26 protein-coding genes and 1 pseudogene are annotated in these 25,230 nt (G+C 60.4%); 11 read left to right on the top strand and 16 right to left on the bottom strand.

The features are described from left to right. From oppC to oppF, 3 genes are read left to right on the top strand one after another with little or no spacing between them, the layout of a single operon-like run. Positions 1–909, top strand: coding sequence for an oligopeptide ABC transporter permease OppC (oppC, locus tag BS626_RS08360; RefSeq protein ID WP_075181917.1), 909 nt, complete (start codon positions 1–3; stop codon positions 907–909). Further along, positions 872–1,921, top strand: coding sequence for an ABC transporter ATP-binding protein (locus BS626_RS08355; protein WP_371328489.1), 1,050 nt, complete (start codon positions 872–874; stop codon positions 1,919–1,921). The genes oppC and BS626_RS08355 overlap by 38 nt, the downstream gene beginning before the upstream one ends. Beyond that, positions 1,918–2,919 carry a murein tripeptide/oligopeptide ABC transporter ATP binding protein OppF gene (gene oppF / locus BS626_RS08350; protein ID WP_075181915.1) on the top strand — a complete coding sequence of 334 codons (1,002 nt, stop codon included), beginning with the start codon at positions 1,918–1,920 and terminating at the stop codon, positions 2,917–2,919. Before BS626_RS08355 ends, oppF begins: the two co-directional genes overlap by 4 nt. Before the next feature lie 37 nt (positions 2,920–2,956). On the opposite strand, the gene BS626_RS08345 is transcribed toward oppF, so the two are convergent. Together BS626_RS08345 and cls are read right to left on the bottom strand one after the other, a co-directional pair. After that, the gene (locus BS626_RS08345; RefSeq protein WP_075181914.1) at positions 2,957–3,280 is read right to left on the bottom strand and encodes an HI1450 family dsDNA-mimic protein; all 324 of its coding nucleotides are present in this window, start codon (positions 3,278–3,280) and stop codon (positions 2,957–2,959) included. A gap of 47 nt (positions 3,281–3,327) precedes the next feature. Beyond that, complete coding sequence (gene cls / locus BS626_RS08340; protein ID WP_075181913.1) at positions 3,328–4,788, bottom strand: cardiolipin synthase; 1,461 nt, start codon at positions 4,786–4,788, stop codon at positions 3,328–3,330. Positions 4,789–4,911: 123 nt separating this feature from the next. Here cls and BS626_RS18345 point away from each other — a divergent pair, with 123 nt between their 5' ends. Continuing rightward, entirely contained in the window at positions 4,912–5,079 is a 168-nt protein-coding gene (locus BS626_RS18345) for a YciY family protein (protein WP_139308792.1), read from the top strand. Positions 5,080–5,118: 39 nt separating this feature from the next. Here the strand turns inward: BS626_RS18345 and BS626_RS08335 are convergent, their stop codons facing one another. Then, positions 5,119–5,415, bottom strand: a complete 297-nt coding sequence (locus BS626_RS08335; RefSeq protein ID WP_075181912.1) for a YciI family protein — start codon at positions 5,413–5,415, stop codon at positions 5,119–5,121. 155 nt (positions 5,416–5,570) lie between these two features. Here BS626_RS08335 and BS626_RS08330 point away from each other — a divergent pair, with 155 nt between their 5' ends. Beyond that, entirely contained in the window at positions 5,571–6,329 is a 759-nt protein-coding gene (locus BS626_RS08330) for a TonB family protein (protein WP_075181911.1), read from the top strand. Between the two features lie 57 nt (positions 6,330–6,386). Here BS626_RS08330 and yciA read toward each other — a convergent pair whose 3' ends face one another. From yciA to BS626_RS08310, 4 genes are all read right to left on the bottom strand, one after another. Continuing rightward, positions 6,387–6,806 (bottom strand): acyl-CoA thioester hydrolase YciA, encoded by a 420-nt coding sequence (gene yciA / locus BS626_RS08325; RefSeq protein WP_075182099.1) that lies wholly within the window; start codon positions 6,804–6,806, stop codon positions 6,387–6,389. Positions 6,807–6,869: 63 nt separating this feature from the next. Next, a complete protein-coding gene (locus BS626_RS08320; RefSeq protein WP_075181910.1) occupies positions 6,870–7,406 on the bottom strand; it encodes a septation protein A in 537 nt (178 codons plus the stop codon). 57 nt (positions 7,407–7,463) lie between these two features. Then, positions 7,464–8,207, bottom strand: a complete 744-nt coding sequence (locus BS626_RS08315) for a YciC family protein (protein WP_075181909.1) — start codon at positions 8,205–8,207, stop codon at positions 7,464–7,466. 25 nt (positions 8,208–8,232) lie between these two features. Beyond that, entirely contained in the window at positions 8,233–8,652 is a 420-nt protein-coding gene (locus BS626_RS08310; protein WP_075182098.1) for a YkgJ family cysteine cluster protein, read from the bottom strand. 264 nt (positions 8,653–8,916) lie between these two features. Between BS626_RS08310 and ompW the strand changes: the two genes are divergently transcribed. Further along, positions 8,917–9,543: an outer membrane protein OmpW gene (gene ompW, locus BS626_RS08300; protein WP_075181907.1), complete on the top strand. Its 627-nt coding sequence runs from the start codon at positions 8,917–8,919 to the stop codon at positions 9,541–9,543. 52 nt (positions 9,544–9,595) lie between these two features. Here ompW and BS626_RS08295 read toward each other — a convergent pair whose 3' ends face one another. From BS626_RS08295 to BS626_RS08265, 6 genes and pseudogenes are all read right to left on the bottom strand, one after another. Beyond that, positions 9,596–9,910, bottom strand: a complete 315-nt coding sequence (locus BS626_RS08295; RefSeq protein WP_075181906.1) for a BON domain-containing protein — start codon at positions 9,908–9,910, stop codon at positions 9,596–9,598. A gap of 122 nt (positions 9,911–10,032) precedes the next feature. Then, on the bottom strand, positions 10,033–10,842 hold the full coding sequence (gene trpA / locus BS626_RS08290) for a tryptophan synthase subunit alpha (protein ID WP_075181905.1): 810 nt from the start codon (positions 10,840–10,842) through the stop codon (positions 10,033–10,035). Beyond that, positions 10,842–12,032, bottom strand: coding sequence for a tryptophan synthase subunit beta (gene trpB / locus BS626_RS08285; RefSeq protein ID WP_371328488.1), 1,191 nt, complete (start codon positions 12,030–12,032; stop codon positions 10,842–10,844). The genes trpA and trpB overlap by 1 nt, the downstream gene beginning before the upstream one ends. A gap of 53 nt (positions 12,033–12,085) precedes the next feature. Then, positions 12,086–13,450, bottom strand: a complete 1,365-nt coding sequence (gene trpCF / locus BS626_RS08280) for a bifunctional indole-3-glycerol-phosphate synthase TrpC/phosphoribosylanthranilate isomerase TrpF (RefSeq protein ID WP_075181903.1) — start codon at positions 13,448–13,450, stop codon at positions 12,086–12,088. Positions 13,451–13,452: 2 nt separating this feature from the next. After that, positions 13,453–15,047, bottom strand: a pseudogene (trpD, locus tag BS626_RS18800) (bifunctional anthranilate synthase glutamate amidotransferase component TrpG/anthranilate phosphoribosyltransferase TrpD). Next, positions 15,047–16,609, bottom strand: a complete 1,563-nt coding sequence (locus tag BS626_RS08265) for an anthranilate synthase component 1 (protein ID WP_075181900.1) — start codon at positions 16,607–16,609, stop codon at positions 15,047–15,049. The pseudogene trpD and the gene BS626_RS08265 overlap by 1 nt, the downstream one beginning before the upstream one ends. A gap of 270 nt (positions 16,610–16,879) precedes the next feature. Between BS626_RS08265 and BS626_RS08260 the strand changes: the two genes are divergently transcribed. Then, on the top strand, positions 16,880–17,788 hold the full coding sequence (locus BS626_RS08260; RefSeq protein WP_075181899.1) for a PHP domain-containing protein: 909 nt from the start codon (positions 16,880–16,882) through the stop codon (positions 17,786–17,788). Then, entirely contained in the window at positions 17,785–18,405 is a 621-nt protein-coding gene (locus tag BS626_RS08255) for an L-threonylcarbamoyladenylate synthase (protein ID WP_075181898.1), read from the top strand. Before BS626_RS08260 ends, BS626_RS08255 begins: the two co-directional genes overlap by 4 nt. Positions 18,406–18,413: 8 nt before the next feature. On the opposite strand, the gene BS626_RS08250 is transcribed toward BS626_RS08255, so the two are convergent. Beyond that, positions 18,414–19,040, bottom strand: coding sequence for a trypsin-like peptidase domain-containing protein (locus BS626_RS08250; RefSeq protein WP_075181897.1), 627 nt, complete (start codon positions 19,038–19,040; stop codon positions 18,414–18,416). A gap of 596 nt (positions 19,041–19,636) precedes the next feature. On the opposite strand from BS626_RS08250, the gene BS626_RS08245 reads away from it, so the two are divergent. Next, the gene (locus tag BS626_RS08245; protein ID WP_371328487.1) at positions 19,637–21,259 is read left to right on the top strand and encodes an ABC transporter substrate-binding protein; all 1,623 of its coding nucleotides are present in this window, start codon (positions 19,637–19,639) and stop codon (positions 21,257–21,259) included. 231 nt (positions 21,260–21,490) lie between these two features. Then, entirely contained in the window at positions 21,491–22,360 is an 870-nt protein-coding gene (rluB, locus tag BS626_RS08240) for a 23S rRNA pseudouridine(2605) synthase RluB (RefSeq protein ID WP_075181895.1), read from the top strand. Positions 22,361–22,391: 31 nt separating this feature from the next. Here the strand turns inward: rluB and cobO are convergent, their stop codons facing one another. Continuing rightward, a complete protein-coding gene (gene cobO, locus BS626_RS08235) occupies positions 22,392–22,985 on the bottom strand; it encodes a cob(I)yrinic acid a,c-diamide adenosyltransferase (RefSeq protein ID WP_075181894.1) in 594 nt (197 codons plus the stop codon). Beyond that, positions 22,985–23,746 carry a YciK family oxidoreductase gene (locus BS626_RS08230; RefSeq protein ID WP_075181893.1) on the bottom strand — a complete coding sequence of 254 codons (762 nt, stop codon included), beginning with the start codon at positions 23,744–23,746 and terminating at the stop codon, positions 22,985–22,987. The genes cobO and BS626_RS08230 overlap by 1 nt, the downstream gene beginning before the upstream one ends. A 198-nt stretch (positions 23,747–23,944) precedes the next feature. Here BS626_RS08230 and sohB point away from each other — a divergent pair, with 198 nt between their 5' ends. Further along, positions 23,945–24,991, top strand: a complete 1,047-nt coding sequence (sohB, locus tag BS626_RS08225; RefSeq protein WP_075181892.1) for a protease SohB — start codon at positions 23,945–23,947, stop codon at positions 24,989–24,991. The last annotated feature ends 239 nt before the right edge of the window (positions 24,992–25,230 follow it).

Genomic DNA, 25,230 nt, shown 5'->3' with positions numbered 1-25,230 from the left:
ATGATGTTGAGTAAAAAGAACAGCGAGACTCTGGAGCAGTTCAGTGAAAAGCTGGAAGTGGAGGGGCGCAGCCTGTGGCAAGACGCGCGACGCCGCTTTGTGCATAACCGCGCGGCGGTCGCCAGCCTGCTGGTGCTGATGCTGATTGCGCTGTTTGTGATTCTGGCCCCGATGCTATCGGGATTTACCTACGATGATACCGACTGGGAGATGATGTCCAGCGCGCCGGACGTGGCTTCCGGGCACTGGTTTGGTACCGACTCCTCGGGGCGCGATTTGCTGGTCCGCGTGGCGATTGGTGGGCGTATCTCGCTGATGGTGGGCATTGCGGCGGCGCTGGTGGCGGTGATCCTCGGCACCCTGTACGGCTCGCTGTCGGGCTACCTTGGCGGCAAGACCGACTCGGTGATGATGCGCCTGCTGGAGATCCTTAACTCCTTTCCATTCATGTTTTTCGTCATCCTGCTGGTAACCTTTTTTGGACAAAATATCCTGCTGATATTTGTCGCCATCGGCATGGTCTCCTGGCTGGATATGGCGCGAATCGTGCGCGGGCAGACGCTGAGTCTGAAACGCAAAGAGTTTATTGAGGCGGCGCAGGTTGGCGGCGTTTCTACCGCGAAAATTGTCCTGCGACACATTGTGCCTAACGTGCTGGGCGTGGTGGTGGTCTACGCGTCACTGCTGGTGCCCAGCATGATTCTGTTTGAGTCCTTCCTCAGTTTCCTCGGACTGGGCACGCAGGAGCCGCTCAGCAGCTGGGGCGCGTTGTTAAGCGACGGGGCCAACTCCATGGAGGTATCCCCGTGGCTGCTGCTGTTCCCGGCCGGGTTTCTGGTGGTAACGCTGTTCTGTTTCAACTTTATTGGCGATGGCCTGCGTGACGCCCTCGACCCGAAAGACCGTTAAGGAGTGCTCTGTGAGCGAGACTGATATCCCCCGCGCGGCGGAAAACCCGCCGCTGCTCGACGTGCGCGATCTGCGCGTCACCTTCAGTACCCCGGACGGCGACGTGACGGCGGTTAACGATCTCAACTTCAGCCTGCGCGCCGGAGAGACGCTGGGTATTGTGGGCGAATCCGGCTCGGGCAAATCGCAAACCGCTTTCGCACTGATGGGCCTGCTGGCCAGCAACGGCCGCATTGACGGTTCGGCGCTGTTCAACGGTAAGCCGATCCTGAATCTGCCGGAGGCTGCGCTAAACCGGCTGCGCGCCGAACAAATAGCGATGATCTTCCAGGATCCCATGACGTCGCTGAATCCCTACATGCGGGTGGGGGAACAGCTAATGGAAGTACTGCAGCTGCATAAAGGCATGAGCAAAGCGCAGGCATTTGAAGAGTCGGTGCGCATGCTGGACGCGGTGAAAATGCCGGAAGCGCGTAAGCGCATGAAGATGTTTCCGCATGAGTTCTCCGGCGGCATGCGGCAGCGGGTGATGATTGCTATGGCGCTGCTGTGCCGGCCAAAGCTGCTGATTGCTGATGAGCCGACCACCGCGCTCGACGTGACGGTGCAGGCGCAAATCATGACCCTGCTGAACGAACTGAAGCGGGAGTTTAACACCGCCATCATTATGATTACCCACGATCTTGGCGTCGTCGCCGGCATCTGTGACAAAGTGCTGGTGATGTATGCCGGGCGCACCATGGAATACGGTCAGGCGCGCGACGTTTTTTACTCTCCGTCGCATCCGTACTCGGTGGGGTTGATCAACGCGGTGCCGCGACTGGACGCCGAAGGGGAGTCGCTTCTGACCATTCCGGGAAATCCACCCAACCTGCTGCGCCTGCCAACTGGCTGTCCTTTCCAGCCGCGCTGCCCCTGGGCGATGGAGATATGCGCCAGCGCGCCGCCGCTTGAGGCGTTCGGGGAAGGGCGCCTGCGCGCCTGCTTTAAGCCCGTGGAGGAGGTGGTATGAACCGCAGCGAAGAAAAACGCGTGTTACTCGAAATCGCCGATCTGAAGGTGCATTTTGATATTAAAGACGGGCGCCAGTGGTTCTGGCAGCCGCCAAAAACCCTGAAGGCGGTTGACGGCGTAAGTCTGCGACTGTATGAAGGCGAAACGCTGGGGGTGGTTGGCGAATCCGGCTGCGGTAAGTCAACCCTGGCACGGGCGATCATTGGGCTGGTCAAGGCTACGGAAGGGCGAGTCGCCTGGCTTGGCCGCGACCTGCTGGGGCAGAGCGAAGCGGAGTGGCGCGCGGCGCGCAGTGACATTCAGATGATCTTCCAGGATCCGCTGGCCTCGCTAAACCCGCGTATGACCATCGGCGAAATCATCGCCGAGCCGCTGCGGACCTACCATCCGCAGATGACGCGGCAGGAGATCAAAGATCGGGTGAAAGCGATGATGCTGAAGGTTGGGCTGCTGCCTAACCTGATTAACCGCTATCCTCATGAGTTTTCCGGCGGTCAGTGCCAGCGCATCGGTATCGCCCGCGCGCTGATCCTCGAACCCAAACTGATTATTTGTGATGAACCCGTATCGGCGCTGGACGTATCCATCCAGGCGCAGGTGGTCAACCTGCTACAGCAGCTGCAGCGCGAGATGGGCCTGTCGCTGATCTTTATTGCCCATGATCTGGCGGTGGTGAAGCACATCTCCGATCGCGTGCTGGTGATGTATCTGGGCCATGCGGTTGAGCTGGGCACCTACGATGCGGTATATAACGATCCGCAGCATCCCTACACGCGCGCGCTGATGTCGGCGGTGCCGATTCCCGATCCGGACTTGGAGCGGGATAAGCAGATTCAGCTACTGGAGGGGGAGCTACCGTCGCCGATCAACCCGCCCTCAGGCTGTGTGTTTCGCACCCGCTGTCCGATAGCCGGACCGGAATGTGCGAAAACGCGCCCGCTGCTGGAAGGCAGTTTCCGTCATGCGGTGTCCTGCCTGAAGATAGATCCGCTATAAGCGAAGCCAAAAAAAAGCGGCGCTGGCGCCGCTTTTTTTATTCCCGCCACAAAATGTGGCAGAGCTTATGGTCTTTTTCCCGACACAGCAGCACGCGGGCAAACACGTCGGTTATCGGCGCGCCGTCGCGCTCTCCCAATCCAATTACCACCTCGGCAAAGAAATCCGGATTCAGGTCATCATCGACGTGCGCCTGCCAGTCTTCGGAGGGATCAAAGAGTTCGGCGCCGCCGCGCTCTTCAAACTGTAAATTAAACAGAATAATATCGGCCGGATCGAGATTGTCGCCCGCGAGTTCAAGGAAAATATCGTAAGCCTGCTCGAGGGTTTCATCTTCGGTCAGGCGGTTGTTCAGATCCATAATGGTTCCTGTCTGGGCTGTGACTTTCGTACGTCATGGCGCACGTTTTACAGTAAAGGGCTGAAGAAGTAAAACAGTCGTTCCACCAGGCGCTGCCAGTAGGGGCGCTTCGCCCACTGCTGCGCATCCAGCCGTCGCGAACGGGCAAGATAATCATCCTGAACGCAGGCCAGATCGGTGCCAAAACCGTCATCATCAATCACCAGCGTTATCTCAAAATTGAGCCACAGGCTGCGCATGTCCAGGTTAACCGTCCCGACCAGGCTCAGCTGACCATCGACCAGAACGCTTTTGGTGTGCAGCAGCCCGCCCTCAAACTGGTAGATTTTTACTCCCGCCTCCAGCAGCTCGCTGAAGAAGGCGCGGCTGGCCCAGCCGACCATCATCGAATCGTTGCGCCGCGGGACAATAATGGTCACATCCACCCCACGCTGTGCCGCAGTGCAGATCGCATGCAGCAGGTCATCGCTGGGAACAAAGTAAGGGGTGGTCATAATCAGCTGCTGGCGGGCGGCGTAGACCGCGGTGAGCAGCGCCTGATGAATCATGTCTTCCGGAAAGCCGGGGCCGGAGGCTATCACCTGGATAGTGTGACCACTCTCCTGCTCAAACGGCATGATATTGCCGGCCGGCGGCGGCGGCAGAATCCGCTTACCGGTCTCAATTTCCCAGTCGCAGGAGTAGACGATCCCCAGCGTGGTGGCCACCGGGCCCTCCATGCGTGCCATCAAATCGACCCACTGCCCCACGCCGGCCTCCTGCTTAAAGTAGCGCGGATCCACCAGGTTCATGCTGCCGGTATAGGCAATAAAGTTATCGATCAGCACCACTTTGCGGTGCTGACGCAGATCCATGCGGCGTAGAAAAACGCGCAGCAGGCTAACTTTCAGCGCTTCAACTACGTCAATGCCGGCATTGCGCATCATCCCAGGCCAGGCGCTGCGAAAGAAGGCGACGCTGCCGGCGGAGTCGAGCAGCAGGCGGCAGTGCACGCCGCGCCGCGCCGCAGCCATCAGCGACTGGGCCACCTCATCGGCCATGCCGCCCGGCTGCCAGATGTAGAACACCATTTCAATGTGGTAGCGCGCCAGTTCGATATCGCGGATCAGCGCCTTCATGGTGTCGTCGGAGGTGGTGAGCAGCTGCAGCTGGTTACCGCGCACGCCAGCAATGCCCTGGCGGTTTTCACAGAGCTGAAACAGGGAGCGGGCCACATCGCTGTTTTGGCTGGCAAAAATTGACGAACACTGTTTGAGGTCGCTTAGCCAGCGCGCCGTGGAGGGCCACATGGTGCGGGCGCGCTCGGCGCGACGCTTGCCAAGGTGCAATTCGCCAAACGAGAGGTAAGCAATGATGCCGACCAGCGGCAGGATGTAGATGACCAGCAGCCAGGCCATCGCCGAAGGCACCGCCCGGCGCTTCATCAAAATGCGCAGCGTGACGCCCGCGATCAGTAGCCAGTAACCAAACAGTAACAGCCAACTGATCAACGTATAAAAAGTGGTCATGAAGAGGACATCCCGTTCGCGCTCAGATACTGGCAGTTTACGTGCATCTGGCCGGACACGAAACCTTTTCTGTCATCGTTCACTTCCCTATAATTGGCGCGCCATCTGTTCAGAGACGCTGTCATGAAACGAACCCGGGAAGTGAGCCGCTGGCGCATGCTGCGGCAGGTACACCGGCGGCGTAGCCGCTGGCTGGAAGGGCAAACGCGCCGCTACGGGCGCATACACAGTTTTCGCTATCTGCATAACCAGCAGCACCGGCGAGCGATTCTGTTTATTACCCCGCGTTAGCCGTCGGATCTCGCCGGCGGCTAACGCCCGCGGCGGCGATCAGAATACCCGCCTGAAGGGTTTGATCGTCACCTGGCGATAGACGCCGGCCGCCACGTAGGGATCCGCATTGGCCCACGCCTGCGCCTCTTCCAGCGAAGCGAAATCGGCGACGATAGCGGAACCGGTAAATCCGGCGGAGCCGGGATCGCTGCTGTCAACGGCGGGGAGGGGACCGGCGAGAATCAGGCGCCCTTCGTCCTGCAGCACCTGCAGTCGCGCCAGGTGTGCCGGTCGTACGGCGGTGCGTTTTTCCAGCGAGTCGGCGTGGTCTTCGGCATAGAGTAGATACAGCAAGGCATTCGCTCCTGTTGATAACGGCATGCCGTCACGGTAAGCGATTGGCCTGACAAGTGCAATCACGGAATTTACCGCCCTGAGCAGGAGATGTTATTGAAACTGATTGCTATTTGCATTTAAAATCGACCCCTCACTCTCTTTGTGCCAGAACTATGACGACGCTAACCCTGACGATAACCCGACGCTTCTCACTGCCCATGCTGCTCTCACTGGCCCTGCACGGCAGCGTGATCGCCGGTTTGCTCTACGCCTCTTTTCATCAGAAGGTTGAGCTGCCCACAGCGTCTGCGCCGATTGCCGTGGCGCTGGTGGCCCCCGCGCCGGCGCCGGCAGCGATAGCGCAGCCCGCGCCGGAGCCGGAGCCAGAGCCAGAGCCAGAGCCGGAGCCGGAGCCAGCGCCTGTCCCCGAACCGCCAAAGCCGGCACCGGTGGCGATACCGACGCCCAGGCCCAAGCCAAAGCCGGTAAAAAAGGTCGAGCAGCCGCACAAAACCTCGCCGAAGCCGGTGGATGCAAAGCCGCAGACCCGGACAACACCGCAAGCCGAGCGGAATCCCTTCGCGCAGAGCGCGGAGCCTCAGACCTCGCGCCCCACCGCACCGAAGGCCGCCGCGGCGCCGACCGAGCATCGTGCGGTCTCAAGCGGCCCGCAGCTGCTCAGTATGGCAAAGCCGGGCTATCCACCGCGGGCGATGGCGCTGCGAAAAGAGGGGCAAGTACGGGTGGCGTTTGATGTCGACAGCAGCGGCCGGGTCGTGAACAGTCGGATCCTGTCGGCTGAGCCGGCGAACTGGTTCGAACGGGAAGTAAAGCAGGCTATGCGGAAGTGGCGCTATGCGCCGGACAAGCCGGCCACGAATGTGACCGTGACCATCAAGTTCCGCATCGACGGCGGCAGCAGTATCGAATAACACCGTCGCCGCCCGCGGGCGGCGACGGTTAAAGCGTGGCGATCACGCCTGCGCCGGTTAGTCGAACTGCTGGTTACCGCAGCCGGCGGGGAGGGCGCGGGGGCGTCCCTCGGCGTCCACGGCGACGTAAACGAACTCCGCCTCGGTCGTCAGGTAGCGTTGGCCGATTGGCTCCGACGCCACTTTCTTAATCCAGACTTCCACTTTGATGGTCATCGAGCTGTTGCCGGTGCGAATACAGCGGGCATAGCAGCACACCACGTCGCCGACCGCGACCGGTTTTAAAAAGGTCATACCGTCTACCCGCACGGTCACTACGCGGCCGCCGGCCAGCTCCTTGGCGAGGATCGCGCCGCCGATGTCCATCTGGGACATCAGCCAGCCGCCGAAGATATCGCCATTAGCATTGGTATCGGCCGGCATCGCCAGCGTGCGCAGCACAACGTCACCCTGCGGCTGCTTTATGTTGTCGTTCATCATTATGCTTCTTGTTGGGTGGGCCGTCAGGCCCGGAAAACCGACCGCTGTGCGGCGGTGGCGCTACTTCTGTTCCTGCGGCATCAGGCGATAAATATAGACGCCGCTAAGCAGAGTAAACAACAGCGTCAGGCCGGTGAGGCCAAACACCTTAAAGTTCACCCACGTCGCCTGCGGCAGCCAGAAGGCGACATAGATATTCGCCAGGCCACAAACGAGAAAAAACAGCGCCCAGGCCAGGTTCAGGCGCCGCCACGCGTGGGGCGGCAGCTGGAGCTCTTTGCCCAGCATCGTCTGAATCAGCGGTTTGCCCATCAGGAACTGGCTGACCAGCAGGGCGATGGCAAACAGCGCATAAATAATGGTCACTTTCCATTTAATGAATTCGTCATTATGGAAAACCAGCGTGAGCGTACCGAATACCGCCACCAGCGCGAAGGTAAACAGGGTCATTTTTTCCAGCTTGCGGAACAGGAACCAGCTGATCACCAGCGCCAGTCCGGTCGCCACTACCAGCGCGCCGGAGGCGACGTAAATATCGTAAAGCTTGTAGAAGACGAAAAAGACCACCAGCGGGAGAAAATCGAGCAGTTGCTTCATAGCGTTGTCCGGTCAGGGGCTGGCCTGAAGCCAGCCGGGAAAAACAGGGTAATGCGCTTAGCGTAGCAGCATCGTCAGGCGTGACAGATAGATGATCAGCACCGCGGAAATCAGATTGCCGAGCGCCGTAAGCAGTACTGCTGCGACGGTGGGCGGGAGCGCCAGCGCGCCGCTGGCCACCACGATCAGTACCAGCTTGGCAATGATCCACAGCAATACCGCCGGCGCCACCAGGCGCAGATTGCGCCACGCCAAACGCCAACTGGCGCGCAGGGCGGCGACCACGCCGAGGTTATCGGCCTGCATCAGCATCGGGGCCAGCGCCAGCAAGACCGCGAGAAAAATTCCCGGAATCACCATCACCATGGTACCCAGCTGCACCAGCAGCGTGATCAGAAACACCAGCAGCAGCATTTTGGGCAGCACCGGCGCCGAGGCGCCAATGGCGCGCAGCGCGCTGACCCGCTGACCCGCTGACACCTGTGGAATCAGCATCAGCATTCCGCCCAGCAGCAGCGTATTACCGACCAGCGAGGCAAACGTACCGGCCGCTGAAGCCTTCAGCAGCACCTGCTGCTGCTCCGGCGTCAGGCTTTGCAGAAGGGCTATCAGGCTGGTGCGCCCCGATCCGGCATCGCCCGGCATGGCGAGTACCGCGAGCTGCTCGGCGGAGGGCGTGAGCGCATGGCCAATAATGACGGAAATGAAAGCGGTTAACAGCGCCATCAGCAAGATGGTAACAAACTGATGGCGAAAGAAATTCCCCGTGTCACGGTAAAGCGAACTCGCCGTGATAGACATGTACTGACTCCCTGAGCGTGCAGATTTATAGGCCCGCCGATTGTACATGGTCTGGCACCGGACTGGCACCCTGACTTACATAACTTTCATCTGGTGTGGAAAAGCGCCACGCGTCCAGAGGCGGCAGGCCGTGACGGGCGCGGGCGCGATCGCAGCGATCGTTAACCACGCCGTTGTCACCCGACAGGGAAAACTCCCGGCACGGTGAGGGGCGATCGGCATAGATTTTACAGGACACGCACTGCCCAATTTCCCCGGCCAGCGCAACGCAGCGCGGCGCGCGGTCATTGGTGCCGCGCATGTTGCGCATCATCAAGCCCAGCGGTTCGGTCAGCGTCACCGGCACCCCGCCGCCGCCATCGCTGGCTTCCGCCCAGTAAAAAGAGACGCGATAAGCGGCGCAGCAGGCGCCGCAGGAGACACAAGGATTAACGTTATTGCTCATCTGATCGCCCACCCCTCCTGAGGCTTCGAATCAAAATCACCGTGGAAGAACAGCAAAATAGCCGGCTTTACAGACGCCGGCAACGGGATTTTTCCCGCGGCGGGTAAAGATAAAATTGATCCAAATCAACACACTGTTTTTTAACTGTTTTAAATCCACATAACGGCATGATTTTGCCTGCGTAAAGGTGTAAAAGAGTGTCAGCAAAAGTAAAGACATAATAACCGTGTGGGTACCGACATTTTCTTGGAAAAGGAGAGGGTTATGAAGTGGCATCAGGCGGCAATGCTGGCGGTAGCGTTATCTCCCTGCGTGGCAGCAGCGCATCAGGCAGGGGACTTTTTCGTGCGTGCCGGTAGCGCAACGGCACGTCCGGCCGAAAGTTCACAGGATGTGCTGGGACTGGGTGAATTTAATATCTCCAATAACACCCAGCTGGGGCTAACGTTTACCTGGATGGCCACGGATAATGTCGGTATTGAACTGCTTGGCGCCACGCCGTTTCGCCACCGGGTGGGCACCGGCCCAACCGGCACCCTGGCGACGGTAAAACATCTGCCGCCGACGCTGGTGGCGGAGTGGTATTTCGACCTGGGTAAATTCAGTCCCTACCTGGGCGCCGGCGTCAACTACACCACGTTTTTTCAGGAGCGTTTTAATCAAACTGGCCGCGACGCCGGGCTGAGTGACCTGCACCTGAAGGACTCCTGGGGCGTGGCGGGCGTCGTCGGGCTGGACTACCAGATCGATCCCCAGTGGCTGATTAACGCCTCGGTGTGGTACATGGATATGTCGACCGACGTCAAGTTTAAGGCCGCCGGTGAGTCACACACGGTCAAAACCGACATTAATCCCTGGGTCTTCTTCTTTGGGGTCGGTTATACGTTCTGAGTCAACACCAAAAAAAAGGCGCCGCAGGCGCCTTTTTTAATGCGGATGAAGCTTATTTCACCTGCATATTGTTAATCACTGACTTCACGCCCGGGACCGTACGGGTCAGTTCTACCGCGCGGCTGGCCATTTGCGGTGAAGAGACAAACCCGCTCAGCTGCACTTTTCCTTTAAAGGTTTCCACATTAATTTCTCGCGATTTTAATGCTTCGTCACCTAACAGTTTGGTTTTGACTTTAGTAGTCACAACGGTGTCGTCAATATAGCCACCGGTGCCTTCCTGCGTTGGCGTGGGCGCGCAAGCGGCCAGAGTCAACGCCACCACGGCGGCAGTGATGACACCAGATACGAGTTTGAACAACTTCATGGGTTATCTCCCTGTCATTAAACCAGTGCCAGAAAGCGGCACACCAAGAGTGTGGGCGAGGCGCGGCGGAATAGCAAACCGGCGGGATAAAAAAACCCGCCGAAAGAGCGTGTTAACCGCGTTTACGCCGCACGCGTACCGGCCTTCAGCGTCGCGGCAAAAGCCTGCAGTTCGCGCAGCAGGGTTGCCGGTTGCTGCTGGTGCTGCTCAATCAGTTTGACGATTGCCGAGCCGGAAATGGCCCCGGCGGCACCGGCCCTGAGCGCCTCACGCACCTGACCGGCGTCGGAAATACCAAAGCCCTGCAGCGGCGGGGCGGCGTGGTATTCAGCCAGCCTGGTAATCAGATGACCCAGCGGTAACTGCGCACGGGTTTCCGCCCCGGTCACGCCGGCGCGCGATAGCAGGTAGGTATAGCCGCGACCGTACGAGGCAATCTGGCGCAGCAGATCGTCGTCAGCGTTGGGTGGACAGATAAAAATAGGGGCGATCTGATGACGCATTGCCGCCTGACGAAACGGCGCTGACTCCTCAACGGGCACGTCGGCCACCAACACGGAATCCACGCCGACGTCGGCGCAGCGTGCGTAAAAGGCATCGATGCCGTTAGAAAAGACCAGATTGGCATACATCAGCAGGCCGATGGGCAAATCGGGATAGCGCTGGCGGATTGTCGCCAGCATCTCGAAACACTGTGACGGCGTCACGCCGGCGGCAAAGGCGCGCAGGGTGGCGTTCTGGATCGTTGGCCCGTCGGCCAGCGGATCGGAGAACGGGATCCCCAGCTCCAGCGCGTCGGCTCCGCCGGCCACCAGCGCATCGACGATCTGCAGTGACAGTGCCGGATTGGGATCGCCCAGGGTTACAAACGGGACGAACGCCCCCTCATTTTTCGCCCGCAGCGCGGCAAACAATTTTTCGTAGCGTTCCATCAGATATCCCCTTTGGCGGTCAAAATGTCGTGCACGGTAAAGATGTCTTTATCTCCGCGCCCGGAGAGATTCACCACCAGCAGCTGCGGTTTGTCCGGATGTTCACGCATCATGCGCAGCGCGTGCGCCAGCGCGTGGGAGGACTCCAGGGCCGGAATGATGCCCTCGCTGCGGCAGAGCGTCTGAAATGCCTCCAGCGCTTCATCATCGGTAACCGAGACATACTCTGCGCGGCCGCTGCTGTTCAGGTGCGCGTGCTGCGGTCCGACAGAAGGGAAGTCCAGCCCGGCGGAAATCGAATAGGACTCCTCAATTTGGCCATCGGCGGTCTGCATCATCGGCGCTTTCATGCCAAAGTAGATCCCCACCCGACCGTGCTTCAGCGGCGCGCCGTGCTCGCCGCTCTCAATGCCGTGACCGGCGGGTTCGACGCCGATCAGGCCCACGGCGGGTTCGTCGATAAAGTCGGCAAACATGCCGATGGCATTGGAGCCGCCGCCGACGCAGGCAATGACCGCGTCCGGCAGGCGCCCTTCGCGGGCCAGAATCTGTTCGCGCGTCTCTTCGCCGATCATCCGCTGAAATTCGCGGACGATGGTGGGGAACGGATGCGGGCCGGCGGCGGTACCCAGCATGTAGTGGGCGGTCTCGTAGCTGCCAGACCAGTCGCGCAGCGCCTCGTTGCAGGCATCTTTTAGCGTCGCGGAGCCGCTGTGAACCGGGATAACCTCGGCACCCATCAGTCGCATACGGAAGACGTTGGGTGACTGGCGTTCAATATCTTTCGCGCCCATATAGATGCGGCACTTTAGCCCCAGCAGCGCACAGGCCAGCGCGGAGGCGACGCCGTGCTGACCGGCACCGGTTTCCGCGATGATTTCGGTTTTGCCCATGCGTTTGGCCAGCAGCGCCTGGCCCAGCACCTGGTTGGTTTTGTGCGCGCCACCGTGCAGCAGATCTTCCCGCTTCAGATAGAGTCGGGTCTGCGTACCGCGAGTGAGGTTTTCACAGCGGGTCAGGGCGGTGGGGCGACCGGCATAGTTTTTCAGCAGGTCGGTAAACTGCGCCTGGAAGTCGGGATCGCGCTGGGCGCTAACAAACGCCTCTTCCAGCTGACGCAGCGCCGGCATCAGGATTTGCGGCACGTACATGCCGCCAAATTCACCAAAGTAGGGGTTGAGTAAGGTCATCGTCATCTCTTCTCGTCAGACGGCGGCGGAGCGGGCTCCGCCGCCTGAGGGGCTCAGTAAGCGCGCAGCGTGCGCAGCACGGCGGCGACTTTATCGGCATCTTTAATGCCGGGGGCGCTTTCCACACCGGAGTTAAAATCCAGCCCGGCGCAGCCCAGCTGCGCGGCTTCTACGCAGTTGTCGGCGCTCAGGCCGCCGGCCAGCATCACGTTGTCCAGCGTTTGTCCCTGCAGCAGCGACCAGTCGAAACGCTGACCGCTGCCGCCGCTGCCGTGATCAAACAGATAGCGATCGACGTGGCGCCAGTCTCGCGCCGGCAGGCTGTCGCCAATGCTGAATGCTTTCCAGATTTGCGTGGTGGGCGGCAGCGCATCGCGCAGTGCATCGACGAAGGCCTGATCTTCATGGCCGTGCAGCTGCACGGCGGCCAGCTGCAGCGCGTGGGCTTTCGCCACGACGTCGGCGCGATCGTTATTGCGAAAAACGCCGACATACTTCAGCGGCGCGGCGGCGATGATGCACTGCGCGGTGGCGGCATCAATCTCGCGCGGCGAACCGGACGCAAAGATAAGCCCGCCGTACAGCGCGCCGGCCGCGTGAGCGACCGCGGCGTCCTGCGGTCGCGTCAGGCCGCAAACTTTGTTGTCGCCGAGCAGCACGCGGCGCACCGCCGCGTCGAGATCCGCCTCCGCCATCAGCGCCGAGCCAATCAAAAAGCCGTTGGCAAATTTGCTCAGCGCACGGATCTGGCCGTAGTCGTTAATGCCGGACTCGCTGATCACCGTGACGCCCGGACCAAGGCGCGGAGCCAGCTGGCGGGTCCGGTTGAGGTCAATCGACAGATCGCGCAGATCGCGGTTGTTGATACCCACCACCCGGGCGTCCAGCGCGATGGCGCGCGTCAGCTCGTCTTCATTGCTGACCTCGGTCAGTACGCCCATGTTCAGGCTGTGCGCCACCTCGCGCAGCTGGCTGTACTGTTCATCATCCAGCACGGAGAGCATCAGCAGCACCGCATCCGCCTGGTAATGGCGGGCCAGATAGATTTGATAGGGATCGATAATAAAATCTTTGCACAGTACCGGCTGGCTAACCGCGGCGCTCACCAGTGGCAGGTAGTCGAAGCTGCCCTGGAAATATTTTTCGTCGGTCAGCACGGAGACAGCCGACGCATAATGGCGGTAAACGCCGGCCAGCGCGGCGGGATCGAACGCGTCGCGAATGACGCCCTTTGAAGGTGAGGCCTTTTTGCACTCGAGAATAAACACGGTGCGGGTGCCGCTAAGCGCATGATAAAAGCTACGCGTTGCCGGAGTCAGTGCGTTCTGAAAGCGCGCCAGCGGCTGCTGCGCCTTACGCGCCTCCACCCAGAGCACTTTATCCTGCACAATCTTGTTCAGTACGGTTTCCTGCTGCATGATTACCCTCTTGCTGCCAGCGCAATGACGCGCTCGAAAGCCTGGCCGCTGCGAATCGCGGCCATGGCCCGCTGCGCGTTGTCACGCAAATCTTCCTGACCAAAAATTTTCAGCAGCAGCGCAACGTTGACCGCCACGGCTTCTTCGTGCGCCTGCTCGCCATTACCCTGAAGTAAACGGGTCAGAATGTCACGGTTTTCTTCCGGCGTTCCGCCTGCCAGCGCCGACTGCGGGTGATACCCGAAGCCAAAGTCTTCCGGGGTCAGGGTATAGCAGGTGACCTCGCCGTCGCGCAGCTCAGCCACCTGCGTCGGGGCGTGGATCGCCACTTCATCCATCCCACCACCGTGCACCACCGCGGCGCGCTGATAGCCGAGCACGCGCAGGGTTTCGGCCACCGGTTTCACCAGCTCCGGACTGTAAACGCCAATCACCGCCAGCGGCGGGCGTGCCGGATTGATAAGCGGGCCCAGTACGTTAAACAGCGTGCGGGTTTTCAACTGCTGGCGGACCGGCATGGCATGGCGAAACCCGCTGTGATACTGCGGAGCAAACAGGAAGCAGACGTTCAGATCGTCCAGCGCCTGACGCGCCTGCGCTGCTGGCAGGTCAAGACGGATGCCAAAAGCGGCCAGTAAATCGGAGGAGCCGGACTTGCTGGAGACGCTGCGGTTGCCGTGTTTGGCCACTTTCAGGCCGCAGGTGGCGGCAACAAAAGCGCTGGCGGTGGAGATATTGATGCTATTACTTCCGTCCCCGCCGGTGCCGACGATATCGGCAAACGGGTAATCGGGACGTGGAAAAGGGGTGGCGTCGGCCAGCAGCGCGCTGGCAGCGCCGGCAATCTCTTCCGGCCGTTCGCCGCGCACCTTCATGGCAATCAGCGCGCCCGCCAGCTGGGTCGGCTCCAGCTGACCGGTAATAATCGCCGCGAACAGGCTTTCGCTCTCTGCGCGGGTCAGGATCTCTGCCTGATACAACTTTTCGAGTATGGCGTGCATTAGGCTTCTCCTTTCCGTGACGCCAGCGCCCAGGCCAGCGTCTGCTCCAGTAAACGGGCACCCTGGGTGGTTAAAATCGATTCGGGGTGAAACTGCAGGCCGCAGACGCGCTCGGCGTCGCTGCGTACCGCCATTACCATGCCGTTGACGGAGGCGTTCACCGTCAGTTCAGGCGGGATCTGGCTGCCTACCAGCGAGTGGTAGCGTGCCACCGGCAGCGGATTTGGCAGGCCGGCGAACATCGCCTCACCGTCGTGGCGAATCGCTGACGCTTTGCCGTGCAGGATCTCGCCAGCCTGTCCGACGTGGCCGCCCCAGGCTTCAATGATCGCCTGATGTCCGAGGCAAATGCCAATGATGGGCAGCGTGCCGCGCAGGCGCGCCAGTAGCTCGGGCATGCAGCCGGCATCGGCCGGTGCGCCCGGACCCGGTGAGAGCATCAGCACCGGATTCTCCAGCGTTTTCAGTTGCGCAATCAGGCGGTCGGCCGGCACGGTATTGCGGTAGATCAGCACGCGGTGGCCAAAGGCGCGCAGCTGGTCGACCAGGTTGTAAGTAAAGGAGTCGACGTTATCAAGTAGCAGAATATCGGCCATCAAAAAATCTCCTTGCAGTGGTGCGCGGTGGCGATGGCGCGCAGGACCGCGCGCGCTTTATTGCGGCTTTCATCCGCTTCCGCCTGCGGATCGGAATCGAGCACCACGCCGGCCCCCGCCTGAACGGTGGCGATGCCGTCCTCGACCCAGGCGGAACGGATAACGATACAGGTATCAAGATCGCCGCTGGCGGTAAAGTAGCCGACGGCGCCGCCGTAGCTGCCGCGGCGGCTGCCCTCGGCGGCAGCAATCAGCTGCATCGCGCGCACTTTTGGCGCGCCGCTGAGGGTGCCCATGTTCATGCAGGCGCGATAGGCGTGCAGCACGTCCAAATCGTGGCGCAGGGTACCCACTACGCGAGAGACCAGGTGCATCACAAAGGAGTAGCGATCCACTTTGGTCAGGTCCGCGACGTAGCGGCTGCCCGGCGCGCAAATGCGTGCCAAATCGTTGCGTGCCAGGTCGACCAACATCAGGTGTTCGGCCAGCTCTTTATGGTCGGTACGCATTTCGAGCTCGATGCGGCTGTCAAGATCGGCATCCAGCGTGCCGTCCGGGCGGCGTCCGCGCGGGCGCGTGCCGGCAATTGGGTAGATTTCAATCTGGCGGCTGCGGGCGTCATATTTCAGCGCGCTTTCCGGGGAGGCGCCAAACAGCGCAAAGGCCTGATCCTGCATGAAAAACATGTAGGGACTTGGATTGCTACGCTTCAGCTGTTCGTAAGCGGCCAGCGGTGACGGGCAGGGCAAAGAAAAACGGCGCGAAGGCACCACCTGGAAAATATCACCCTGACGAATCGCCCTCTGCATCTGACGTACGACCTCGCAGTAAGCCTCATCGCTCTGGTTAGCGCTGAGGCTCATTTCCGGCACCGTGCGCACCGGCAGCGGCAGCGCCGGCTGGAGCATCTGTTCATGCAGCTGGGCAATGCGGCTTTGCAGCCGCTGAAACTCCTGCGTGGAGGGCGTGAACAGGCTGGCCTGCAGGCGGGCGCTGCGCTGCTGGTGATCGATGACCAGCAGCGTTTCCGCCAGGTAAAAGCAGTAATCGGGACAGGCCTGGTCCTCACGCAGGGGCGGCAGCGATTCGAATCCCGCCACCAGGTCGTAGGCAAACAGCCCGCCCAGCAGCATCGCCTCCCGCTCTTCCGCCGGACTGTTGACCAGCTGCGGGATCAGGCGCAAAGCATCAAATACCGACAGCGCGCACAGGCGACTGTCTTCATCCTGTTCCCCGGCCGGCGCGGGGAAGAGCAGTTCCCGGCCGTCCGGACGCGGGCGATTACTCACCGTCGCCGGCAGCGCCGCGTCGAGCAGCGGTAGCAGGGCGCGGCCGTTTTCCGACAGGGATTGAATGGTGACGGTGTCACCCATAGCGGTAATGCGTAGCGCACTGTCAACAATCAGCAAACTTTGCAGATTGCGCTTGCTGTCGATATCCGCCGATTCCAGCAGCAGCGTTGCAGGCCGGGCGCCGCACAGCTGGTGGAAGACGGCCGCAGGATCTTCGCGATACGGCGCCGAGCCGGTAATCACTTTCAGTGTAGGTTTGGCGTTAAGCATGATGTTCTTCTCAAAATTTCGTCAAAAAAAAGCCCGCGAGAGGCGGGCCAGGGTATCTGCACGACTGGATGTGCACCACCACTTCGCCCGTCAGGGAGAAGCGCGCCAACCTGTATTATGCTGAGAAATCATCGTCATGATGCAAATACCTCGTGAGTGAACTTGTGTACTAGTTAACTGGTTCACGAAAAAAAAGTCAACACTCTTTTTCGTCGGTGGCCAATTCTCGTTATCATAGGCCTTTATTTCTACTGATCAGCCGGAGTCTTTGTGCCCGACACCCTGCCAACCAGCGCCTTCTCTCTGTACGACCTGCACAGTCACACTACCGCCTCAGATGGCCTGCTCACTCCGGCCGAACTGGTGACGCGCGCGGTAGCGATGCGGGTTGGCGTGCTGGCGATTACCGATCATGACAGCGTGGCGGGCATTGCGCCGGCGCGCGCGGCGATTCAACGCGCGCAGTTGCCGCTGCAGCTTATGACCGGCGTGGAGATTTCAACCCTGTGGGAACATCACGAAATTCATATTGTCGGGCTGGGCTTTGATCCGCAGCATCCGGCGATGAGTGCGCTGCTGGCTGAACAGCGGCAGCGGCGTCAGGCGCGGGCCGTTGCGATCGCCGGGCGGCTGGAGAAGGCCCGTTTGCCGGGCGCGCTGGCCGGCGCGCAGGCGCTGGCGGGGGACGGCGCCATCACCCGCGGACATTTTGCCCGCTGGCTGATTGCCGAAGGCAAAGCGGAGACGATGGCGCAGGTGTTTAAGCAGTATTTGGCGCGCGGGAAAACCGGCTACGCGCCGCCGCAGTGGTGTACAATAGAACAAGCTATTGATGCGATTCATCATTCCGGTGGGCGCGCGGTGCTCGCGCACCCGGGTCGCTATGGGCTTTCCGGAAAATGGCTGAAGCGTTTGCTGACCTGCTTTAGCGACGCCGGCGGTGAGGCGCTGGAGGTGGCCCAGTGTCAGCAGCCGCCTAACGAACGCACTCAGCTGGCGGCGCTGGCGCACACTTTTGACCTGGCCGCATCGCAGGGGTCCGACTTTCATATGCCGTGTCCGTGGATCGAGTTGGGACGCAAGCTGTGGCTGCCCAAGGGCGTTGAGGCCATCTGGTCTCGCTACCCGGCACTGCAGTGCGCCGCGCCGGACGCGCACGGCCAACGAGGTGATTTATGAGCCAGTTTTTTTATATCCATCCCGATAATCCGCAGCCGCGCCTGATTAAGCAGGCCGCCGAGCTGCTCACAAAAGGGGCGGTGATTGTCTACCCAACCGATTCCGGCTATGCGCTGGGCTGTCAGCTGGAGGACAAAAATGCCCTCGCACGCATTTGCCGTATCCGCCAGCTGGACGACACGCACCATTTTACCCTGATGTGTCGCGATCTCTCCGAGCTGTCAACCTACTCGCACGTTGATAACCGCGCGTTTCGCCTGATTAAAAACAACACGCCGGGCAGCTACACTTTTATTCTGAAGGCCACCAAAGAAGTCCCGCGCCGCCTGATGAATGACAAACGAAAAACCATCGGGCTGCGCGTGCCGTCGAATCCGATTGCGCTGGCGCTGCTGGCCGAGATCAATGCGCCGCTGATGTCCACTTCGCTCATGCTGCCGGGTAACGACTTCACCGAATCCGACCCGGAGGCCATCCAGGAAACGCTGGGGCGCCAGGTGGATTTGATTATCCACGGTGGTACGCTGGGCCAGCAGCCGACAACGGTTATCGATCTAACCGAAGAGAGCCCGGTTGTCGTCCGCGAAGGGGCCGGGGATCGCCGCCCTTTCGACTGATGCCGCGGTCAGGAGGTGGCCTGCCTTAGCCACGCCTCAAAGCTGGCGTAGGGGATATACAGGGAGACATCCTTCAGTATCACCTTGCCGCTGCGCGAGTTTTTAATCTCATCGCTAAACCCAACGATCACTCCGCCGATGGTCTCATCGGCGTTATACACCGCTCCGCCGGACATGCCCTGCACCGCGCCGGCGTTGGTGGCAAAGGCGAGGCAGTCGCGTGAATTCCAACGATTATTAATCCGGGTTTTGGCCAGGTTTACGCCGCGAGATTCAACCGGCATTGCGCTAATAAAACTGTAGCCGTACATTGTAATGGGATCGCCGATGCTGCCATTGCGGAATGTTGCCAGCGTGCGGGCATCATTTTTGTGCCAGATAATCGCCAGATCGCAATCAGGGTGCCAGGCTTTAACCCGCTGCAGGGAATATTTAGCCACGTGGGCGGCGGTCAGGCTGTATTCCGGCGTAACAGGAATACTGCTGCCGAGAGTGCCTATCCCTAACAGGGTGGGAATACCGGTGAAATTCATATCCACGCGGTGCATGGCTTGCTGGCTATAGCGATACTCGCCCACGGAGCAGCCCGTCAGGCATAGCAGCGCCAGCGCCAGCGCGAAGTGTTTCGTATACATGTGTTGATTCTCATGGACACGTCGGCATATTCCCTGGTGAGGACAGCGTGACGTGTAAAAATTAATCGACTGCGCCGGCAGAAAAAACGCGCAGGCGGCCCTTACCGGTAAAGTGATAAGGAAAGGTAATTTTTTTTGGAATTATATTGATAATTGTTATTAAGTTGTTTGGATATTAGTTTGTCAGGTACCTATTATACAAACATCGAGGAAGTTCGCCATTAATCAGGGTAACCGCAGGGGTTAAACCGGGTGTTGTAATAACTTAAATCCAATCAGCGCTGAACTTCCCGAATCCATTGTCATGGATCGCCAGCCCCGTGGCCGCATTGCCGCTAAGGTAGCATAACCGGCTGCCGAGGGCCCGGTCCGGCAGACAGCAGGGTGACGCTTGTACTGCGTCCGGAGGGGGGCGTTTCGCTCCGCGCTGCAGCGAAAGGGCTGGCGCGGCGAGGTGAGCGGCCTTACGCAGCCGCAGGGGACGTCCGCCGCGCCGTTGACGGGTTGCGAGCCAACGCACATCATCCGGTATGAATTTTGCTAATGTAAGGGCTTCGCGCTAACGCGTTTACTGACAGGAGCATGAAAGGATGGTGATGGACTCGAAATTAACGTCTCCGCGGATGGCGCTCGCCACGCTGTTATTGTCTCTCTCCCCCACGCTGTTTGCCGCCGAGGTCCCGCCTGGCACCCGGCTGGCTGCCCAGCAGGAGATCGTGCGCGGTAATGGTGCAGAGCCGTCGACGCTGGACCCACAGAAGGTGGAAACCAACGACGCGTCCAATATCATTGTTGATCTGTTTGATGGTCTGGTGCAGCTCGATCGTGCGGGTAAACCGCAGCCGGGACTGGCGGCGTCATGGGACAATCGCGACAATCGCGTCTGGACGTTCCATTTGCGTCCCAATCTGCAGTGGTCTGACGGTACACCGCTCACCGCGCACGACGTGGTGTTCAGCTGGCGGCGGCTGGCCGATCCTAAAACCGGTTCGCCCTATGCGTCGTTCGTTAATTATGCCCATCTTGAGCATGCGCAGGCCGTGATCGACGGTCAGCTGCCCGTGGAGAAACTGGGCGTAACCGCGCTGGACGATAGTACAGTGCAGGTGACCCTTAGCCAGCCGGTGGGCTATTTCCTGCAGTTTGTAGCTCATACTTCGCTGTTTCCGGTGAGTGAAAAGCATGTCCGGCAGTATGGCGACAGCTGGACCCGCCCCGGCAAAATGGTCAGCAGCGGCGCATACAGCCTGGACGACTGGGTGGTGAACGAGAAAATCGTCCTAACGCGGAATCCGCGCTACTGGAACAACGACAAAACGGTCATCGAGCGCGTCTCTTTCCTGCCTATCGCCGACGCGGCAGCCGAGGTGAACCGCTTTCGCAGCGGAGAAATTGGCATTACCTCGGTGATCCCGGCCGAGCAATATGCGCAGATGCAGCAGCAGCATCCGGACGAGGTGGTCAATTCGCCCGTTCAGGCAGTGTTCTACTACCAGTTTAATACCGAAAAGGCGCCGTTTAACGACGTGCGGGTGCGCCAGGCGCTGAATCTTGCCATCGACAAAAACATCATCGCGCAAAAAGTGACGGCGAAAGGGCAGCTGCCGGCGGATGCGGTCTTGCCGCTGACCATGGGGGAGATCCACCTTCGTCCACCGGCGTGGGCGGCCGAGTCGCAGGACGCGCGCACGGCGCGCGCGAAAGCCCTGCTGGCCGAGGCGGGTTTCACTGCCGCTCACCCACTGCGCTTTACGCTGCTCTATAACATTGCCGGTGACAACCAGCGTATCGCGATTGCCGTGGCCTCGATGTGGAAGAAGACGCTGGGTGCGCAGGTTAAACTGCAAAACCAGGAGTGGAAAACCATGGTTGATGTGATGCACAGCGGGCAATTTGACGTGGTGCGCTATACCTGGGGTGCGGACTATGACGAACCCTCCTCGTTCTTAAATACCTTTCGCACCGGTGACTCACAGAATCTGTCCCGCTACCGCAGTCAGGCATTTGACGAGGCGGTCGCCGAGGCGGGTAAAGCAGCCACGCCGGCCGGGGCGCAGGCGTGGTATCAGAAAGCCAGCGATATCATCGGCAACGATATGCCGGTCATACCGATCGTCTATTCAATGCGCAACCAGCTGGTGCGCAGCGACATTGGCGGTTTCTGGTCATCGCCGATGGGGCTCTATTTTACCCGCGACCTGTACGTGAAAGCCCGCTGATCTCCGGCGGACCGCACAAGGATTGTTGCGCCGCGGTGCATTGAGTACGATGAATTTGTTTAAAATTCGTGTACCATACGCAGCCGGTATACAGCGGGCGCCAGCATCGCGGCGCCTGCCGTACTTACTGCAATAAAAGGTTATATAAAACAGCAGGCTGCATGAATCTTTTTGCGCCTGCTGTTTTTGCAGTACACACAGACGCCTGGGAAGGCGACAAGAGGAAGCGCCATGAGCGAAAAGTTACAAAAAGTGTTAGCCCGAGCCGGCCACGGCTCGCGTCGTGAAATCGAGACCATGATCGCGGCCGGACGGGTCAGCGTCGATGGCAAACTGGCGACGCTGGGCGATCGCATCGAATCGAACAAAACCCTGAAGATCCGCATTGATGGTCACCTCGTCTCGGTGACGGAGTCCATTACCGAAGTGTGCCGCGTGCTGGCCTACTACAAGCCCGAAGGCGAGCTCTGCACCCGCAACGATCCGGAAGGGCGCCCGACGGTATTCGATCGCTTACCCAAACTGCGCGGTGCGCGCTGGATAGCGGTGGGACGACTGGACGTCAATACCTGCGGCCTGCTGCTGTTCACCACCGACGGTGAGCTGGCGAATCGCCTGATGCACCCGAGCCGGGAAGTGGAGCGCGAATACGCGGTGCGCGTTTTTGGTCAGGTGGATGAGGATAAAATGCGTCAGCTGGCGAAGGGCGTCCAGCTCGAGGATGGCCCGGCGGCGTTTAAAACCATCAAATTCACCGGCGGCGAAGGCATTAACCAGTGGTACAACGTCACGCTGACCGAAGGGCGAAACCGCGAAGTGCGTCGCCTGTGGGAAGCGGTTGGCGTGCAGGTTAGTCGCCTGATCCGCGTGCGCTACGGCGATATTCAGCTGCCGAAGGGACTGCCGCGCGGCGGCTGGACCGAGCTGACGCTGGAGCCGACCAACTACCTGCGCGAGCTGGTGGGGCTGGCACCGGAAACGGTCAGTAAAGTGCCGGTGGAGAAAGACCGCCGCCGCACCAAGGCTAACCAGATTCGCCGCGCGGTCAAACGCCACACGCAGGTGAGCGGATCGCGCCGCGGCAGCACGCAGAAGCGTTAAGTAACACGGGCATCGTAAGATGCCCGTTTTTTTACCAGTCGATACCCTGCCGGGCCTGAATACCGGCGTCGAAGGCGTGTTTCACCGGGCGCATCTCGCTGACCGTATCGGCCAGCGCCGCGATCTCCCGGTGGCAGCCGCGGCCGGTGACGATCACCGTTTGCTGCGCGGGGCGCTGGCGGAGAGCGGTCAGCACCGTCTCCAGCGGCAAATAGTCAAAGCTCACCATGTAAGTCAGCTCATCCAGCACCACCAGGTCAAGGCTGGGATCTTGCAGCATGCGCACGGCGTGCTGCCAGACGGCCTGACAGGCGGCGCTGTCGGTGGCGCGGCTCTGCGTCTCCCAGGTAAAGCCGGTGGCCATGACCTGAAATTCAACCCCGGCTTTTTCCAGCAGATTACGCTCGCCGTTTGGCCACTCCCCCTTGATAAACTGAATCACGCCGGCGCGCAGACCGTGCCCGACGGCGCGGGTCACGGTGCCAAAGGCGGCGGTGGTTTTCCCTTTACCGTTGCCGGTGAACACCATCAGGATCCCACGGGCGTCGGTGGCGGTGGCAATGCGCGCATCCACCTGCTCTTTTAAGCGCTGCTGGCGCTGCTGATGACGATCGTCGTTAGCCATTATTCCGCCGGCCCCGCTTTGCGGCCCGGTTGGGCATCAATACTCTGACCGTGGACGTCGCGGCTGGCTGCGCTCATCAGCCAGACGTAAGGCGCCATGATCTCCGCCGGGGTCTTCAGCCGATCGCGATTTTCGTCGGGGAAGGCGCTGGCGCGCATGGCGGTGCGGGTACCACCGGGATTAATGCAGTTGACGCGCAGTCCGCTGCCGCGGTACTCCTCGGCCAGCACCTGCATCATGCCTTCGGTGGCAAATTTGGAAACCGCATAGGCCCCCCAGCCGGCGCGCCCCTGGCGGCCGACGCTGGAGCTGGTGAATACCAGCGACGCCTGCGGCGCCGCCAGCAGCAGCGGCAGCAGCGCCTGGGTAAGGAAGAACGTGCTGTCCACGTTGACGCGCATCACCTGCTGCCAGACCGCCGGGGTTTGCTCCCGCATCGGCACCACCTCGCCCAACACCCCGGCGTTGTGCAGCACGCCATCAAGCTGCGGCGCAACGGCGGCGATTTCCTGCGCCAGCCGCTGACAGCGTTCGGGCGTAGCGCTGTCCATGTCCAGAATAAAACAGTGCGCCGGCGCGCCGCGGGCGGCGGCAATCTCGCTGGCAACCTGCTGCAGCTTTTCGGCGTTGCGGCCGAGCAGCAGCAGGCGGGCGCCGAGGCGGGCGTAGGTCAGCGCCGCCTCCCGGCCAATACCCTCGGTGGCGCCGGTAACCAGCAGCGTGCGCGCTTTCAGCGCATCAGGGGGAAAATGATCATTCACGGATAGCTCCTTAATGGACGCGGTCTACCGCCGGCGGCAGACCGGACGATGATGCCGTTCGGGTTGGCTGCTTTATGCCTGAAATAGCACAACATTACAATCATACTCCGGCGCGCTCGCCGCGGAAAAGGCGACGCCTTCCGCCGGGTCGGTTACACTGTCTTCCCGGACATTTCGCGCAACAGTAAGGTGACAAGTGTGGAACTACTCTCTTTATATGGCTTATTTTTAGCAAAAATACTTACTCTGGTGGCAGCGGTGATTGCCGTTGTGCTGGTAGTGAGCCAGACCGCACAGCGGAAACGCGGCGCGGTGGGGCAGTTAAAACTGACCCCGCTTGGCAGCGATTACGACGACATGAAGCAGACAATGACGCTGGAGAAGCTGTCACCGCCGGCGCGCAAAGCCTATGTGAAAACGCAAAAAAAACGCCGTAAGCAGCAGGAAAAGGCGGCGCGACTGCAGGCAAAACATGGCCACCTGGAGGCGCGCCGTCCGACCCTCTACGTGCTGGATTTTAAGGGTAGCATCGGCGCGGAAGAGGTGAGTTCGCTGCGCGAAGAGGTGACCGCGGTACTGTCGGTCGCCAGTCAGGAAGATGAGGTGCTGCTGCGTCTGGAGAGCCCCGGTGGCGTGGTGCACGGCTATGGCCTGGCGGCGTCTCAGCTACAGCGGCTGCGGGATCGCGGCGTGCGCCTCACCGTGGCGGTGGATAAAGTGGCGGCCAGCGGCGGTTATATGATGGCCTGCGTGGCCGATCGCATTGTCTCGGCGCCGTTTGCGATCCTCGGCTCGATCGGCGTGGTCGCCCAAATTCCTAACTTCCATCGTCTGCTCAAGCGCAATGACATCGATATTGAGCTGCATACCGCCGGAGACTTTAAGCGAACGCTTACCCTGTTTGGTGAAAATACCGAGCAGGGGCGCGCTAAGTTCCGCGCCGATTTGGATGAGACCCATCATCTGTTCAAACAGTTTGTACAGGAGATGCGTCCGACACTGGACGTCGAGGCGGTGGCCACCGGCGAACACTGGTTTGGCCGACAGGCGCTGGAAAAAGGGTTGGTTGACAGCCTGAGCACCAGTGACGATCTGCTGATTGCCGAGATGGCGCGCTTTGACGTGACGGCGGTGCGCTATGTCCGACGTAAAAAAATGGTGGACCGCGTCACGCATAGCGCGGCGAACAGTCTCGATCGGCTGCTGCTGCGCTGGTGGCAGCGCGGTGAGAAACCCCTGCTGTAAACTTTGACGGGTGGACACCGCCACCCGTTAACCGTTTTTTTTTGCCGCATTTACGCTTTTAAGATTCTTCTTCTATATTCATCAGCGTCAGCCGATCGCCATTTCTGCACAGATTTAATGCCATCCGCGCGCAATTGCAGAGAAAACTGGCGCAAAAATGCGTCAGATGCTAATTAAGTTGCGTATCGAATTTTATCAGGTACAGTGTGGGCGATTCAGGTTTCGGGGTTAAATCGTGG

The organism is Pantoea sp. 1.19, from assembly GCF_001922585.1.
Lineage (GTDB): Bacteria > Pseudomonadota > Gammaproteobacteria > Enterobacterales > Enterobacteriaceae > 1-19.
Note: the sequence above shows the minus strand (reverse complement) of the source record. Positions and strands in the feature narration are given on the sequence as shown.

What these genes read in the sequence shown, in the direction of transcription:
- oppC (WP_075181917.1), top strand. Translation starts at nt 1, where the DNA reads ATGATGTTGAGTAAAAAGAACAGCGAGACTCTGGAGCAGTTCAGTGAA.
- BS626_RS08355 (WP_371328489.1), top strand. Translation starts at nt 872, where the DNA reads ATGGCCTGCGTGACGCCCTCGACCCGAAAGACCGTTAAGGAGTGCTCT.
- oppF (WP_075181915.1), top strand. Translation starts at nt 1,918, where the DNA reads ATGAACCGCAGCGAAGAAAAACGCGTGTTACTCGAAATCGCCGATCTG.
- BS626_RS08345 (WP_075181914.1), bottom strand. Translation starts at nt 3,280, where the DNA reads ATGGATCTGAACAACCGCCTGACCGAAGATGAAACCCTCGAGCAGGCT.
- cls (WP_075181913.1), bottom strand. Translation starts at nt 4,788, where the DNA reads ATGACCACTTTTTATACGTTGATCAGTTGGCTGTTACTGTTTGGTTAC.
- BS626_RS18345 (WP_139308792.1), top strand. Translation starts at nt 4,912, where the DNA reads ATGAAACGAACCCGGGAAGTGAGCCGCTGGCGCATGCTGCGGCAGGTA.
- BS626_RS08330 (WP_075181911.1), top strand. Translation starts at nt 5,571, where the DNA reads ATGACGACGCTAACCCTGACGATAACCCGACGCTTCTCACTGCCCATG.
- yciA (WP_075182099.1), bottom strand. Translation starts at nt 6,806, where the DNA reads ATGAACGACAACATAAAGCAGCCGCAGGGTGACGTTGTGCTGCGCACG.
- BS626_RS08320 (WP_075181910.1), bottom strand. Translation starts at nt 7,406, where the DNA reads ATGAAGCAACTGCTCGATTTTCTCCCGCTGGTGGTCTTTTTCGTCTTC.
- BS626_RS08315 (WP_075181909.1), bottom strand. Translation starts at nt 8,207, where the DNA reads ATGTCTATCACGGCGAGTTCGCTTTACCGTGACACGGGGAATTTCTTT.
- BS626_RS08310 (WP_075182098.1), bottom strand. Translation starts at nt 8,652, where the DNA reads ATGAGCAATAACGTTAATCCTTGTGTCTCCTGCGGCGCCTGCTGCGCC.
- ompW (WP_075181907.1), top strand. Translation starts at nt 8,917, where the DNA reads ATGAAGTGGCATCAGGCGGCAATGCTGGCGGTAGCGTTATCTCCCTGC.
- BS626_RS08295 (WP_075181906.1), bottom strand. Translation starts at nt 9,910, where the DNA reads ATGAAGTTGTTCAAACTCGTATCTGGTGTCATCACTGCCGCCGTGGTG.
- trpA (WP_075181905.1), bottom strand. Translation starts at nt 10,842, where the DNA reads ATGGAACGCTACGAAAAATTGTTTGCCGCGCTGCGGGCGAAAAATGAG.
- trpB (WP_371328488.1), bottom strand. Translation starts at nt 12,032, where the DNA reads ATGACCTTACTCAACCCCTACTTTGGTGAATTTGGCGGCATGTACGTG.
- trpCF (WP_075181903.1), bottom strand. Translation starts at nt 13,450, where the DNA reads ATGCAGCAGGAAACCGTACTGAACAAGATTGTGCAGGATAAAGTGCTC.
- BS626_RS08265 (WP_075181900.1), bottom strand. Translation starts at nt 16,609, where the DNA reads ATGCTTAACGCCAAACCTACACTGAAAGTGATTACCGGCTCGGCGCCG.
- BS626_RS08255 (WP_075181898.1), top strand. Translation starts at nt 17,785, where the DNA reads ATGAGCCAGTTTTTTTATATCCATCCCGATAATCCGCAGCCGCGCCTG.
- BS626_RS08250 (WP_075181897.1), bottom strand. Translation starts at nt 19,040, where the DNA reads ATGTATACGAAACACTTCGCGCTGGCGCTGGCGCTGCTATGCCTGACG.
- BS626_RS08245 (WP_371328487.1), top strand. Translation starts at nt 19,637, where the DNA reads ATGGACTCGAAATTAACGTCTCCGCGGATGGCGCTCGCCACGCTGTTA.
- rluB (WP_075181895.1), top strand. Translation starts at nt 21,491, where the DNA reads ATGAGCGAAAAGTTACAAAAAGTGTTAGCCCGAGCCGGCCACGGCTCG.
- cobO (WP_075181894.1), bottom strand. Translation starts at nt 22,985, where the DNA reads ATGGCTAACGACGATCGTCATCAGCAGCGCCAGCAGCGCTTAAAAGAG.